Annotated in this window: 13 protein-coding genes and 1 riboswitch; of the genes, 1 reads left to right on the forward strand and 12 read right to left on the reverse strand. The window is 63.0% G+C overall.

The genetic code is table 11. The features are described 5' to 3' along the window. Positions 1-44 precede the first annotated feature (44 nt). The 6 genes from ACSQ3F_RS28435 to ACSQ3F_RS28460 form a co-directional block, all read right to left on the reverse strand. Positions 45-1,418: an ISNCY family transposase gene (locus tag ACSQ3F_RS28435; protein WP_436103493.1), complete on the reverse strand. Its 1,374-nt coding sequence runs from the start codon at positions 1,416-1,418 to the stop codon at positions 45-47. A gap of 175 nt (positions 1,419-1,593) precedes the next feature. Beyond that, the gene (locus ACSQ3F_RS28440; protein ID WP_436103530.1) at positions 1,594-2,313 is read right to left on the reverse strand and encodes an ABC transporter ATP-binding protein; all 720 of its coding nucleotides are present in this window, start codon (positions 2,311-2,313) and stop codon (positions 1,594-1,596) included. Positions 2,314-2,354: 41 nt separating this feature from the next. Further along, a complete protein-coding gene (locus ACSQ3F_RS28445; protein WP_436103531.1) occupies positions 2,355-3,314 on the reverse strand; it encodes a FecCD family ABC transporter permease in 960 nt (319 codons plus the stop codon). Positions 3,315-3,406: 92 nt separating this feature from the next. Beyond that, entirely contained in the window at positions 3,407-4,465 is a 1,059-nt protein-coding gene (locus tag ACSQ3F_RS28450) for an ABC transporter substrate-binding protein (RefSeq protein WP_436103494.1), read from the reverse strand. 35 nt (positions 4,466-4,500) lie between these two features. Beyond that, positions 4,501-4,742: riboswitch (cobalamin riboswitch) on the reverse strand. A 79-nt stretch (positions 4,743-4,821) separates the two neighbouring features. After that, the gene (locus ACSQ3F_RS28455; protein ID WP_436103495.1) at positions 4,822-5,616 is read right to left on the reverse strand and encodes an SDR family NAD(P)-dependent oxidoreductase; all 795 of its coding nucleotides are present in this window, start codon (positions 5,614-5,616) and stop codon (positions 4,822-4,824) included. A gap of 155 nt (positions 5,617-5,771) precedes the next feature. After that, the gene (locus ACSQ3F_RS28460) at positions 5,772-6,974 is read right to left on the reverse strand and encodes a multidrug effflux MFS transporter (protein ID WP_436103496.1); all 1,203 of its coding nucleotides are present in this window, start codon (positions 6,972-6,974) and stop codon (positions 5,772-5,774) included. 209 nt (positions 6,975-7,183) lie between these two features. Between ACSQ3F_RS28460 and ACSQ3F_RS28465 the strand changes: the two genes are divergently transcribed. Continuing rightward, positions 7,184-7,882 (forward strand): TetR/AcrR family transcriptional regulator C-terminal domain-containing protein, encoded by a 699-nt coding sequence (locus ACSQ3F_RS28465; RefSeq protein WP_436103497.1) that lies wholly within the window; start codon positions 7,184-7,186, stop codon positions 7,880-7,882. Between the two features lie 96 nt (positions 7,883-7,978). Here the strand turns inward: ACSQ3F_RS28465 and ACSQ3F_RS28470 are convergent, their stop codons facing one another. From ACSQ3F_RS28470 to ACSQ3F_RS28495, 6 genes are all read right to left on the reverse strand, one after another. Further along, positions 7,979-8,788 carry a phosphate/phosphite/phosphonate ABC transporter substrate-binding protein gene (locus ACSQ3F_RS28470; protein ID WP_436103498.1) on the reverse strand — a complete coding sequence of 270 codons (810 nt, stop codon included), beginning with the start codon at positions 8,786-8,788 and terminating at the stop codon, positions 7,979-7,981. Positions 8,789-8,944: 156 nt separating this feature from the next. Continuing rightward, a complete protein-coding gene (locus ACSQ3F_RS28475; RefSeq protein ID WP_436103532.1) occupies positions 8,945-9,487 on the reverse strand; it encodes an RES family NAD+ phosphorylase in 543 nt (180 codons plus the stop codon). After that, a complete protein-coding gene (locus ACSQ3F_RS28480; protein WP_436103499.1) occupies positions 9,453-9,824 on the reverse strand; it encodes an antitoxin Xre/MbcA/ParS toxin-binding domain-containing protein in 372 nt (123 codons plus the stop codon). Before ACSQ3F_RS28480 ends, ACSQ3F_RS28475 begins: the two co-directional genes overlap by 35 nt. Positions 9,825-9,900: 76 nt before the next feature. Beyond that, positions 9,901-10,692: a crotonase/enoyl-CoA hydratase family protein gene (locus tag ACSQ3F_RS28485; protein ID WP_436103500.1), complete on the reverse strand. Its 792-nt coding sequence runs from the start codon at positions 10,690-10,692 to the stop codon at positions 9,901-9,903. After that, on the reverse strand, positions 10,689-11,570 hold the full coding sequence (locus tag ACSQ3F_RS28490) for a hydroxymethylglutaryl-CoA lyase (RefSeq protein WP_436103501.1): 882 nt from the start codon (positions 11,568-11,570) through the stop codon (positions 10,689-10,691). Before ACSQ3F_RS28490 ends, ACSQ3F_RS28485 begins: the two co-directional genes overlap by 4 nt. Next, positions 11,570-13,555 carry an acetyl/propionyl/methylcrotonyl-CoA carboxylase subunit alpha gene (locus tag ACSQ3F_RS28495; protein WP_436103502.1) on the reverse strand — a complete coding sequence of 662 codons (1,986 nt, stop codon included), beginning with the start codon at positions 13,553-13,555 and terminating at the stop codon, positions 11,570-11,572. Before ACSQ3F_RS28495 ends, ACSQ3F_RS28490 begins: the two co-directional genes overlap by 1 nt. Positions 13,556-13,568: the final 13 nt, after the last annotated feature.

The raw sequence follows: 13,568 nt of genomic DNA on the forward strand, positions 1-13,568 counted from the left end.
GAAGCACCCATCGGCTTGAGCTTTGAGATTATTCGACCGGTACTTCATTCCGCAGCATCAAGCTTGGAGTGCGCCTGCTGACGCCGGGCAATCGCCGCCGCATCGTTCATGAAATCCGTCTTCCGGCCCGGCTTTCGACCGCGCGGCTTGTAGCCGTTCTTCTCGCTGTTGGTCTTGACCTTCGGCGTTGGCAGCTGATCCTGCCGCTCCTTGATGTAGGCCAGCACATCGGAAAGCCGCTTGTTCTCGGTGATCGCCGCATGCGTCACCCGCTGGTCCTTGTAGAACACCCGATACGGCAGCGAATGGCCTTTCCAGCGCACGTCGAGCCGACCATCCGCATAGGCATAGGTCTCGACATAGCGGCCGACCAGCCCGCGGGTGACATCGGTCTCCTCCAGCATGATCCGCTGGCGCTCGAACGAAATGGTCAGCTGTGCCGTGATGTAGCGTTGCTCACGCTTGCACAGAATGTCCTTGAGCCGGTCCGACGCAAGATTCACCGGCCGATGCAGATCATCGGGCCGGGCAGGGATGCGCGCAAACTTCGCATTGTGGCGCTCCATGAAGCCCGCCAGGAAGGCATTGCCTCTATCCATGTCGGAGACCTCCGCCAGCCGCAGATCCTTGATCAAGCGGTCCTGCAACGTCCGGTTCGCACGTTCGACACGGCCCTTGGCCTGGCTCGAATTTGCGCAAAGAATCTCGATGTTTAGCTCACAAAGCGCCCGCCCGAACTGGGTCATGCCTTGGCCACCCTTGGCATCCTTCTTCGCCACTCTGAACACCGAATGCTTATCGGAATAGAAGGCAACAGGAGCACCGTGATCCCTCAAATAAAGCTCCAGCGCCTCGAAGTAGCTGAACGCACTTTCCGATCGCACGAACCGCAACTGCATCAGCTTGCCGGTGGCATCGTCGATGAACACCAGCAGCGAACACGGATCGCCGCGATCCTCGAACCAGCGGTGCTCCGAACCATCGATCTGCACCAGTTCGCCATAGGCCTCCCGGCGCAGCCGCGGCTGATGAAACGTCCGACGCTGCTTGCGCGACAGCCAGAGGCCAGCCTGCGACATCCAGTGCCGCAACGTCTCGCGCGACACCGTCAGCCCATCACGCTCGGCAAGCTTCTCGGCTGCCAAGGTCGGACCGAAATCGGCATAGCGCTCGCGTACGATCGCAACAGCATAATCGCGCACGCCGTCGCTGATCCGATTGTTCGATGGACGCCCGATCGCCTTGTGCCGGATCGACGCCGCACCGGTCGTCCTGATCCGCTCCAGCAGCCGGCGCACCTGGCGCTCGCTCAAGCCCAGAACATGCGCCGCCGACACCATCGTCATCCGGCTGTCAATGACCTTCGACAAAACCTCGATCCGCTGCAGATCGCGCTCGCTCATCGCAATCAATCCCATCCGCAATCTCCCACGTCATCAAAACGCGGGCAGTGTGACATTCCAACTTTGCAGAAACAGGGCACTTCAACTTTGCGGCTACAAACTTTTGAGACGTAAGGCGATTTATGGAACATCCATAAGCGATTGAATCGGCGGCAGTATCAATACTCGACGACCTTGAAGGCGATGCCGATCAGTCGATCCGATACTGGACATGGTACCGGCCGTGATAGGCTGAGCGTTCGATATGGGCGCGCACGCCAAAAACCTCGGCCATAAGCCTTTCCGTCAGAATATCCTCCGGCGCGCCCGCGGCTACGACCTTGCCCTGGTGCAACACGGCAAGGCTGTCGCAGAACATCGCTGCCAGATTGAGATCATGCAGTGCAACGATGCTGGTCACCGGCAGCCGCGCCACCAGGCCGAGGATTTCCAATTGATGTTGGATGTCGAGATGGTTCGTCGGCTCGTCAAGCAGCAGTTCGCTCGGTGTCTGCGCCAGTGCGCGGGCGATGTGCACGCGCTGGCGCTCGCCGCCGGACAGCGTATGCCAAAGCTGTCCGGCGCGGCCGGGCATGCCGACATGGAAAAGAGCGGCATTTACCGCCGCATCGTCCGCGGCCCCCCAGGGTGACAACGGGCCGCGATGCGGCGTGCGCCCGAGCCGCACGACGTCGAGAACGGTCACCTGCGCGTCAGTCGTTGCCTGCTGCTCGACGAAAGCGACGCGGCGGGCAATATCGAGGCGGGACATTGCGGCGATATCGGTATTTCCCAGCGAAATGACACCGCTTTTGACGTTGCGCAGCCGACAGATGAGACGCAACAGGCTGGATTTGCCCGACCCATTGGGGCCAAGCAGGCCAAGCGTCTTGCCGGGCGCTACGTCGATGCTAATGCCGTCGACGATCATCTCGCCGGCGGCCAACCAGTGGACGTCACGGACGGAAATGCTCAAACCGGTCTCCTCGCCTTGTAGAGAATGAACGCGAAGGCCGGGGCGCCAAACAGCGCGGTGACGACGCCGATCGGCAGGATCTGCTGCGGAATGATGATGCGCGATGCAATATCGGCGGTGACCATGAAGATCGCGCCCATCATCGCCGAGGCAGGCAGAAGGCGGCCGTGCGATGGGCCGGCGAGAAACCGCGCCGCATGCGGAATGACCAATCCGACAAAGCCGATGGAGCCGACGATACTGACCATGGCCGCCGTCATCAGCGCCGTTGCGCCGAGAAGGATGATGCGAACACGGCTGACCGCAATGCCCAGAGCCGCCGCTGCATCGATCCCGAAGGTAAAGGCATCGAGCGCTCGGGCATAGAACATCGACACTGCAAAACCGACGAGAGCGACTGGAGCGGCCAGATAGACATCCGGCCAGCGCACGCCGGCAAGGCTGCCGAGCAACCAGAACATGACGCCGCGCGCCTGCTCGGCATTGGCCGATGTGGTGACGATGTAGGACGTCAGCGCGGTGAAAAGCTGCGATCCCGCTACCCCCGCCAGAATGATCCGGTCCGCTCCTCCGCCGGCCCCTGCCGCGAGTGCCGAGACGAGAACGAAGGCCGTGATTGCGCCGATGAAAGCGCCGGCTGACAACGTCAGGACGCCATAGCCGAAGCCGAGGATCATGACCGCGACCGCCCCGGTGGATGCGCCGGCGGAAATGCCGAGCACATAAGGCTCGGCCAGCGGATTGCGCAGCAGCGCCTGCAGGATCGCGCCGGACAGCGCAAGGGCCGCACCGGAACTCGCGGCAAGAAGCGCACGGCTCAGCCGATAGTCCCAGACGATGCCCTCATGGATGCGGCTGAGTTCGAAGGACGCGCCGAAAATCCGGTTGGCCACGGCCTTGCCGGTTGTTGTGAGCGGGATGGAGATCTCGCCGATCGAGACGGCGAGGCTGACCATGAAGGCGAGTGCGACAAGCGTCAGGATGGCGAGCGCCAGGCGCGCCCACCATCTTTCGCCGGTCACCACAGGTTGACCGATAGCCGCAAGTGTCACTGCGACAACCCGAATGTCTTGATGCCTTGCGCCAGGGTCTCGATGCCATCGATGGTGCGGATTGTCGGGTTCATCGACTGCGCATCCATCCGGACGAAGCGCCTGTTCTTGACCGCATCCAGCTGGCTGGTGACCGGATCCTTCTCCAGGAAATCGATCTTCACCGCCGGATCGTCCGCCGCGTAGCGCCGGCGGTCCATGGTGGCGATGACGATGACGGACGGATTGGCCTCCGCGATCGTTTCCCAGCCGACCAGAGGCCATTCCTCCTCGGTCGTCACGACATTCCTGACGCCGATCGTCTTCAGGATATAGGCTGGAGCGCTGTTCTTGCCGGCGATGAAGGCGTCGCCCGCGACTTCCTTGCTCGAAAACCAGAAGACGACGGGAATCTCGCCGAGCTTTCCACCGATCGAAGCGACAGCGTCGGATTCCCGCTTTTTCAGGTCGGCGATCAGCGCATCGCCGCGATCCCTTATGTCGAAGATTTCCGAGAACTCACGGATTTCCTGGTAGATCAGGTCCATCGTGAAGAGTTGCCTGCGCACGCCATCGCCGCCATCCGTGTTGACCTTGGCGACGCAATCGGCCGGCGAAACATAGGTGTTGATGCCGAGGCCTGAAAACTGCTCGCGCTTGGCGACCGACCCTTGCGGCCCGACATGCCATTCGAATTCGGCGGCGACGAGATCCGGCGCCTCGCCGACGACGGATTCAAAGCTCGGATCGTTGTCGGCAAGACGCTTGATCTTCCGGTTTTCGGCCTCATATTCTTTCAGCACCGGACCGACCCAGACGGCGGTCCCGGCAATCTTGTCGGCCAAGCCGAGCGAGAACAGGATTTCGGTCATGCCCTGACCGATCGAGACAATCTTCTCCGGCGGCTTCTCGAAGCGGACGGTCTGGCCACAATTGGCAATTTCCAGGGGATAGCGCGTCGGCGCAGCCGCGGCCGGTGTGCAAAGGCTCCCCAACGCAACGACTGTTGCGGAAATCGGCGCGAGGATACGGGAAAAGGCGACAAAGCGCCCGGCAAGGCGGTCGAAATCGATCATGACGGTTCCTTTCCGGGCAACCCCGCCCGGGTGAGTGGATATTGCTTTCGACGGCAGGTCTCCTGGCTTGCGAATATGTGCTTTGCGTCTGCCTTCCCGCGAGACCAGAGGCTCGCAGTGGCATGGTGCCTCAAAAAGGCGCCACAAGGACGATCGGCAATCCGCTTACAGTTGCGGGGGCAGCCACGGTCTTGGTCCCTGTTGGGTCTTCCGCACCGTGTTCCCTATTAATCCCCTCGAAGTCATCCATCGGGGAACCGTCGGCAATGATGTAGTCCGAGCGCGGCGGCGGCGTCAAGGCGAACGGTGCCGCTGTCAACCGCGCGATTGACCAGTCCTGAAGCACCGCCGTGCGGTTAAGGCATCAACTGGCCGCCATTGACCTCGATGATCTGGCCGGTGATGTAGCCGGACAAAATGGGCGATGCCAGGAAGAGATAGGCGCCGACGCAGTCCTCCGGCGAGCCGACCCGGCCCATCGGCACGGTACGCCGTTGCGCATCGAGCATGTCAGGGCTGGTGTAGCGTTCGTGGAATGGCGTCGCGATGATGCCGGGCGCCACGGCGTTGACGCGGATGCCGTCGCCGACAAATTCCTTGGCGTGGCCGCGGGTGATGGTCGATACGAAGCCTTTGGCCGCCGCATAGAGAATAGCGCCATTGCCGCCGCCATTGCGGGCGGCGATCGACGTCGTATTGACGATGAAGCCGCCCTGTTTGCGCAGCCAGGGATGCGCGGCCCGCGTCCCGGCAAGCACCGAGCGGGCGTTCAGATCCATCACGCGCTGGTAGTGCGCATCGCTCATTTCGGCGGTCGCGACGCGACCGAGCATGCCACCGGCATTGTTGATCAGCCCGTCGAGCCGGCCGAAATGACCGGCGGCCTCCTCGACCACCCGTTCAGTTACCCCATCCGCGGATACGTCGCCCTGGACAAGCACCGCCGTGCCGCCGGCGGCCTCGACCTCCGCCAGCAGGTCGGTTGCCGCCTGGCGGCTCTCATTGTAGTGAATCGCGACGCTTGCGCCCTGGACAGAAAACGCCCGCACCAGCGCGGCGCCGATGCCGGTCGATGCACCGGTGATCAGAACCGCTTTTCCGTCGAGATCGGGGATCCGGATCCCCTGCCACATGTTCAGCTGGCCAGCCATGCGTCGCCCCCGGTTTCAGGTCCACGTCATTCATTCCGGAAGCGAGATAACGCTCGGGCCGGAATTGTCCAGCTTCGGCGGACGACCGCCCGACCAGCAAAAGGCCCGGAACATCGCCCGGGCCTCTGGCATTCCACGCGATCGATGATCCGCGGTTATTCGGCTGCAGCAGCCACCGCACGGCGGCGGCCGATCGTCGCCTGGGTTAGCAACAGCGCGCCGACGGCGCACAGCGCTATCCCCATCGCCATCGGCACCGCGGTGCCATCGAAGAAGACCGACGCAACCACCATGGCGACAGCGGCCGTGACGAAATGCAATGTTCCCATCAGCGACGAGGCCGTGCCGGCGATCTCGCCGTGATCCTCCAGCGCCAGAACCGCCGTCGTCGGGATGACAAGACCAAGACAGCCATAGCCGACGAAGAGGAAAACAGCCAACACGGGCAACTGGTTGAAGCCCAGGCTCATGACGATGGCCATTGTTGCCATGGTCAGCGCGAAAGCGGTGACGGCGACACGCATGACGCGCACGAGGCCGAAGCGCTCGCCGAACCAGCCGGTCGCCTGCGATACGCCGAAGAACGACACGGCGTTGGTCGAGAAGGCGAGGCTGTATTGCGTCGGCGTCAGGCCGTAATGGTCGATCAGCACGAAGGGCGAGTTCGCCAGATAGACGAGGAAGCTGGAGATGCCGAGCCCGCCGATGAAGGTGAGCGTCAGGAAGTTCTTGTCCTTCAAGAGCACACCATAGGCCGCCAAGGCGCTGCCAAGGCTGCTTTCGGCGCGATGCGCCTTCGGACGGGTTTCCCGTAACTGCGTCGCCAGAAGGATCAGGCCAATGAATGAGGCGGCCATGACCGCCCAGAAGACGCCGCGCCAGCCGTAGAATTCGATGACGGCGCTGCCGGTGAGCGGCGCAAGGATCGGCGAAATGCTGAAGACCAGCATCAGCAGCGACATCAGCCGCGCGGCCTGCACCCCGGTATGCATGTCACGGACGATGGCGCGCGGAATGACCATGCCGGCGGCTCCGCCGATCCCCTGCAGGAAGCGGAAGGCGATCAGGGTTTCGATATCGGTCGCCAGCGCGCAGCCGATGCTGGCCACGGAAAACAGGCCGATGCCGAGATAAAGCGGCGTCTTGCGGCCCCACATATCCGACAGCGGTCCGTAGACGAGTTGGGAGAGTGCAAAGGAGATAAAAAAGGCAAGCAGGCTCAGCTGCACGACATTGTTTTCGGCCTGAAGATCCTGTCCGATCGAGGGCAAGGCCGGAAGATACATATCGATGGCGAAAGGGCCGATCGCCGATAAAAGACCGAGGATCAGCGCCGTGCGAAAAAAGGAGGTCGTCATGGTGATCATCTTTCAGAAAACAGCGGCGCACAGCCGGGACATCGCCTTGCCGCATCGCTCTCAGGAGGGTTCAATGTGATCGTAACCAGGATGATCGCGGTGCTTGGGAGGACCCGCGCTCAATTGGCACCAGCGTGTCAATTAATTTGGACACATATGTAAAATTAGACACCATTGTCTAAAACGTCAATAGGCATTATCTTCGCCTCATGAAAAGTTCCAATGACACAGTTCCGAAGACCTCCGTGCACAGTCAGCGCGGACAATGTGCCAAGCGCTTGTCGATCCTCGATGCCGCCGCCGAAGTCTTTTGCCGCCAGGGTTTTGCCGGCGCGAGCATCGACGAGATCGCCGCCGAAGCCTGCGTGTCGCGCCAGACGGTCTACAATCACTACCGGGAAAAAGAGAACCTGTTCACGGCCGTCGTCGAGGACGTCATGGACAGGGCGAATGCCATGCTGTTCTCGATTCTGTCGACCTTTCCGGAAAATCCGGACAATCTGGAAGACGATCTTGCAGCCTTTGCCGTGCGCCTCAGCCGCAACTGCATCTGCAATCAGGATGGGAAATTCCTGCGCAGACTGGTGCAGTCGGAAGGCGAACGCTACCCGCATCTCTTCGAATCCTGGCGCCAGCACGGCCCTGGCAAGATCGGCACCGCACTGGCCGCCCTCTTCGCCCGCCTCGCCCACAAGGGGCTCATGCAGATCGACGATTTCGACCTCGCGGCCCGGCAGTTCCTGGCGCTGGTCAATGCCGACCTGCAGATGAGCACGCTGTTCGGCGCAAAACCAACGGAAGACGAGCTGGAAAGTGCCGCGCGCAATGCGGTGCGGACGTTTCTTCGAGCCTATGCCGCAACGGCCTCATCGCGATCGGCGCCCGCGATACCGCCCGCCGGGCGCTGAACAGCAACACGCCTCGGTTCGAGACGGTGACGCTGAAGCTCCAAGCCGTCTGATTGTCCAAGGGACCATCCGTCGCCCGGTATCAGGCGGCGGATGTCAGGAGATCACCGGATACTCCAATCGCTGTGCCTGCCGTTCCAGGTCCGCCAGCGGCTCATAGTCCGCATCGGACAGAACGGCAAAATCCTTCAGCGCCAGCACATCCCGCACAGGGCCCAGCGAAGGCTCGGCGATCGCCTGCCGCAGGACCTGCCGCAGCAGTGAAACCTCCCCATCGGAAGCATCGGCTCGGGTGATCAGCGGCAGTCCCGGCCCTTTGACCGTCTCGGTGAGAATGCGAACACCGGCCAGACTGCTCGGGTCGAACCGACGCACATTGCCATAGGTGACGCAGTCGATTGCCGCCACCTCCGCCCTCCCTGCCGTGATCGCCGCGATGCTGTTGCGGTGCCCGCCCGTTTCGATTACCGAGGAAAAGAACCGGCCATCCCGCGCCAGCGGCGCGACGGCGGCACGAAACAGATTGACGCCGGAATTGCTGTCCGGCTCGTTGATCGCGGCTCGCGCGCCACGCAACTCCTCGAGCGATCGGGCGGAAGAACCCCTGCCGACGACGATGAAGCTGCATTTGGACGGCCCGTCGCAGCCCGGATGACCATAGACCGGCGTCGCCACCAGCCGCACGCTGCCGCGCAGGTGCTTCACGTAGGGAAAGCCGCAAGCCTGGGCCAGCAGCAGCCCGGGATGCGTCCATGCCTCATTGTACCGCACGGCCTCATCGAGCGTACCGGGAACGTCTTTTAGACCCGCGCGCTTCAGCGCATCGCTCAGGAAGCCCCACAAAGCCGCCGTGGCTTCAGCAAGCGGTAGCGGGCTGGCATACATGGCAAGGCTGGCAAGGCGCATTCAGGAACTTTCGCAGGTGGCAGGCGTGGTTACCACAATTCGACCGGCGCGGTATCATCGATACTTGGTATTATCCGGTCACGAACGGTTGCGATGCGCAGTATGCGAAGCTTTTCCCGACATTATCCCGGTAGCCGTCCGCAAAAGCGACGGCCATTACATCCACGATGCGGATGTCTTCGGCATGCGCCCATCGGGATCAATGACATCGAGGCGCGGCGCGCCCGCTGAATTCCACCGCCAGAGCGCCACGCAGGTTCCGCCCGGCGACATGAAAGATGGATAGACGACCCCGTCGAAATCCTGCTCGATCAACCGTTGCCGCAGCCGATGGGTCTCGGGTATCTCGCCCTTGTCGAGATGCATCCGCCATTCGCAACGATGGATATCGGCAGAGCTTCCGAGTTTTGAAAGCGTCGTCTCATCGGTCAAATCGGTGAGAGAGGCGCCTTTGAGCTCAAGCTGCGCGATCAGCGCCGGATGCTGGACAAAACCCTGATTATACTCCGCCCAGGCGGTCGAGAGCTCGCGCGCTGCATAGATCGTCGGCGACCCGACCGGGTTCCAGCGGCCGCCGAAACGCGCAGCGCCCTCGCCCGAAAGCGGGGCAAAGGCCCATTGCGGCACGAAGGCGCGCCACAGGGTCAGCGTTTGAACGCTTTTATCAGGCATAAACGCCGGACCGCACCGCCTCGAGATAGGCCAGCACCTTGTCCGACTTGCCCTCGCTCACCAGATCATAGGCCGTCTTGCCCGCCCAGCCGGGGATCGGCTGATGCTTGAACCAGATGGTCGCGCGGTTCTCGTCTCCGGCCATTTCGCTGGCCATGGCAAGGATGCGCACGACCTGGCTCAAGGCGCTGTCCACCTTGCGCGCGCCCGATTTCGCCGTCAGCGTGTTGCGGGCAACGCCGATCAAGCGGGCAAGCTCGGACAGCGTGACACCGAGTTGTTCCGAGACACGGGGCGCCGACAGAAACGGCGACCGACCGTCACTGAACCGGCTTGCCGCAATATCGAAGCTCAAGGTTGTCATGGCACATTCCTAGCACATCTTGATAAAGACAGTATCAAAATATGCTCAAATCATGCACATTTCAAGCGCAGACGCGCTAAGCCGGCTTGCGCCAGCTCGGCTCCCGCTTCTCCAGAAATGCCGAAATGCCTTCCCGCGCCTCCGCCGTCTCCCAGGCATCGGCCAGGCGTTCGATCGTCGCCTCGACGACGGCGTCGGTGATCCGCATGCCGAGCGACCGCGCCAGGGCCTTCGAGCGGCCGACAGCGCCGGGAGCCACCTGCAGATAAGGCTTGATCTCCGCCTCCATCGCCTTGTCGAGCACCGGCATCGGCACGACGCGCGTCACCAATCCGGCCGCGTGCGCCTCGTGCGCGCCGATGATCTTGCCGGACATGAACAGCGGCCGCGCCTGGCCCTCGCCGATGCGGGCCACGACATAGGGGCTGATCGTTGCCGGGATCAGCCCGAGCCGCGTCTCGGTCAGCCCGAATTTCGCCGTGTCCGCAGCAATGGCAACGTCGGCAACGGCAAGCAGGCCAATGCCGCCGCCAAAGGCATTGCCGTGGACGCGGGCGATGACGGGTTTTTCCAGGTCGTTCAGCGCCTTGAACATCAGCGCCAGCCGCCGCGCCTCCGCCATCCGCGTCGCCCGGTCGGCCTCGACCTGCGCCTTCATCCAGCCGAGATCGCCACCGGCACAGAAGCTTGCGCCCTCCCCGGTCAGCTCGATGACGCGCACGAACCGGTCGATCCCCAATTGTCCTGCCACGTCCGTCAACTCGTCGATCATCGTGGCCGAGAGCGCATTGTGTTTCTCCGGGCGGGCAAGCGTCAGGCGCGCCACGCCTCGATCATCGACGAACAGGTGAATGGTCTTGAACGTCATGCGGAACTCCTCAAACCGCGCGCGAAATCCGCGGCCGTTGCAAGTGCGTCTGCGTCTAGCCCCGTCTCGAAACCGCGCGCTTTCAAATAGCGGTCGACCAGCAGCGTATCGACATTGCCCTTGGCGCCCGGTGCGTAAGGGCATCCACCCAAACCGCCCACCGAAGCATCAAACACGCGGATGCCGCGATCCAGCGCAACGCCGATATTGTCGAGCGCCCGGCCCGACGTATCGTGAAAATGCCCGGCCAGCTTGGCCGCGGGGATCGCCGCCAGCACGGCCGTCAACATGCGATCGACCGCCTCCGGCGTCCCCCGGCCGATCGTGTCGCCGAGACTGATCTCGTAACAGCCGAGCTGCATGAGCTGCGCGGCAACATTGGCAGCGCTTGCGGGGGCGATGGCGCCATCATAGGGGCATTCTACCACGCAACTGACATAGCCGCGCATCGGAATACCGTGCTGCCGGGCGGCCTGCGCCACCGGCAAAAAACGCTCGATACTCTCGGCGACGGAGCAATTGATATTGTGCTGCGAAAACCCTTCGGACGCCGAGGCAAAGATCGCGACCTCGTGCGCCCCCGCCGCAAGCGCCGCTTCGAAGCCCTTCATATTCGGTGTCAGCACCGCATAGCGCACGCCTGGCCTGCGGTCGATGCCGGCCATGACCTCGGCCGCATCGGCCAGTTGCGGCACCCATTTCGGGCTGACGAAACTCGTGACCTCGATGCGTTCGAACCCGCAGGCCGAGAGCATATCAACAAGCCTGATCTTGGCGGCCGTATCGATCAGGACCTTCTCGTTCTGAAGCCCGTCCCGCGGCGCCATCTCCACAATCGACACGCGGTTTAAAGCGCCGCTTGTATCCGTTTCTGACATCACGCAGCCTCGGGCTTCAGCGACAAGAGAACCGTACCCTCGGAGGTCTGCTCGCCCTCGGCGACATTCATACTCTCGACAACGCCGTCCCGGCTTGCCGAAAGGGTCAGTTCCATCTTCATCGCCTCCATGACGATCAACGCGTCACCTTTTGAGACCGCATCTCCCGCCTGAACGCGCACCAGCTTGACCAGTCCCGGCATGGGCGCGACGACACGATCGGTTCCGGTCGCACTCTCGGCCTCACCATCGAGTGGATCAGGCACGTGGAATTCATGGGCCTTGCCATCGAGCAACAGCGTCAGGCCGTGCGGTGCCTCAAGCAGCAGCAAGCGAACCTGCCGGCCTCCGACCTCCGCATGGCACCCGCCGTCGAACCGGCCGAAAATGCGCACCGGCAGGACATGGCCGCCGTTATGAACCGCAAACAGATCGAGCCCTCGTGCTGCCACCCGCAAGGCATGACGCTCGCCGGCATGATCGAGCGTCACCGTGCGCGTCGCCTGGCCCCAGATCTGCCAGTGGCCAAGCGACAGCCAGGGATCGCCGGCCGGCCGTTTCCGCAGAATGCCGAGAGACAAAACCGCCGCCAGCGCCACTGCCGCCTCGTCGGGCGCCTCGGCGGCAGTCAGCGTCTCGACCTCACGGTCGATGAGCCCGGTGTCGGGATGCCCCGAGGTAAAGTCCGGCTGCTGGCTCAGACGACGAAGAAATTCGAGATTGTTGGCGACGCCGCCGATATGGCTGTTTCTCAAAGCCTCCGTCAGCCGGGCGAGCGCGGCGGCTCTGGTCGGGCCGTGCACGCTCAGCTTGGCGATCATCGGATCGTAATAGGGGCTGATGCGATCGCCCGGCCGCACGCCGGTATCGATGCGCGTGTCATCGTCCGGAAAGCTCAGATGCCACAGCGTGCCGGTCGAAGGCAGGAAACCCCGCGCCGGGTCCTCCGCATAGACCCGCGCCTCGAAGGACCAGCCGTCGATCGCAAGCTCGGACTGCCTCTTCGGCAAAGGCTCGCCATTTGCCACCCGCAATTGCCATTCGACAAGGTCGATCCCCGTGATCGCCTCCGTCACCGGGTGCTCGACCTGAAGGCGCGTGTTCATTTCCATGAAGAAGAATTTGTCGGGCTCAAGCCCATCGGAGACATCGACGATGAATTCGACCGTGCCTGCCCCCTGGTAGCCGATGGCCCGCGCCGCGCGAACGGCGGCGTCGCCCATGGCCATGCGCATTTCCGCTGTCATGCCCGGCGCCGGCGCCTCCTCGATCACCTTCTGGTGCCGTCGCTGCAAAGAGCAGTCACGCTCGAACAGATGCACGACATTGCCATCGCGGTCGCCGAAGACCTGAATTTCGATATGGCGGGGCCGTTGCAGATATTTCTCGATCAGCACCGCCCCATCGCCGAAGGCCGCTTCCGCCTCCCGCCGCGCCGCTTCGAGTGCTGCGCCGAAATCCTCCGGCTGGTCGACGCGACGCATGCCTTTGCCGCCGCCGCCGGCGCGCGCCTTGATCAGCACAGGAAAGCCGATCTCGGCGGCGCGCTCGGCCAGGAACGCAGCGTCCTGATCGTCCCCATGATAACCGGGAACCACCGGCACGCCCGATTGCTCCATCAGTACCTTGGCCGCGTCCTTCAGGCCCATGGCGCGAATGGCAGCCGGCGAAGGCCCGATGAAGGCCATTCCGGCCGCCTCGACCGCCTCGGCGAAATCCGCGTTCTCCGACAGAAACCCATAGCCCGGATGGATCGCCTGCGCGCCGCACCGTTGCGCCACTCCGATGATACGCTCGATCGAAAGATAGCTCTCAGCTGCCACAGCGGCGCCAATGCGGAAGGCCTCATCCGCCAGTTCGACATGAAGCGCGCCGGCGTCCGCATCGGAATAGACCGCTGCCGTGCGGATGCCGAGCTGCCGCGCCGTGCGGATGATGCGGCACGCGATTTCACCGCGATTGGCAATGAGGATCTTCGAAAACATGATCTATCCCGGT

The sequence above is a fragment of the Pararhizobium sp. LjRoot238 genome, from assembly GCF_964252955.1.
Taxonomy (GTDB): Bacteria; Pseudomonadota; Alphaproteobacteria; order Rhizobiales; family Rhizobiaceae; genus Pararhizobium.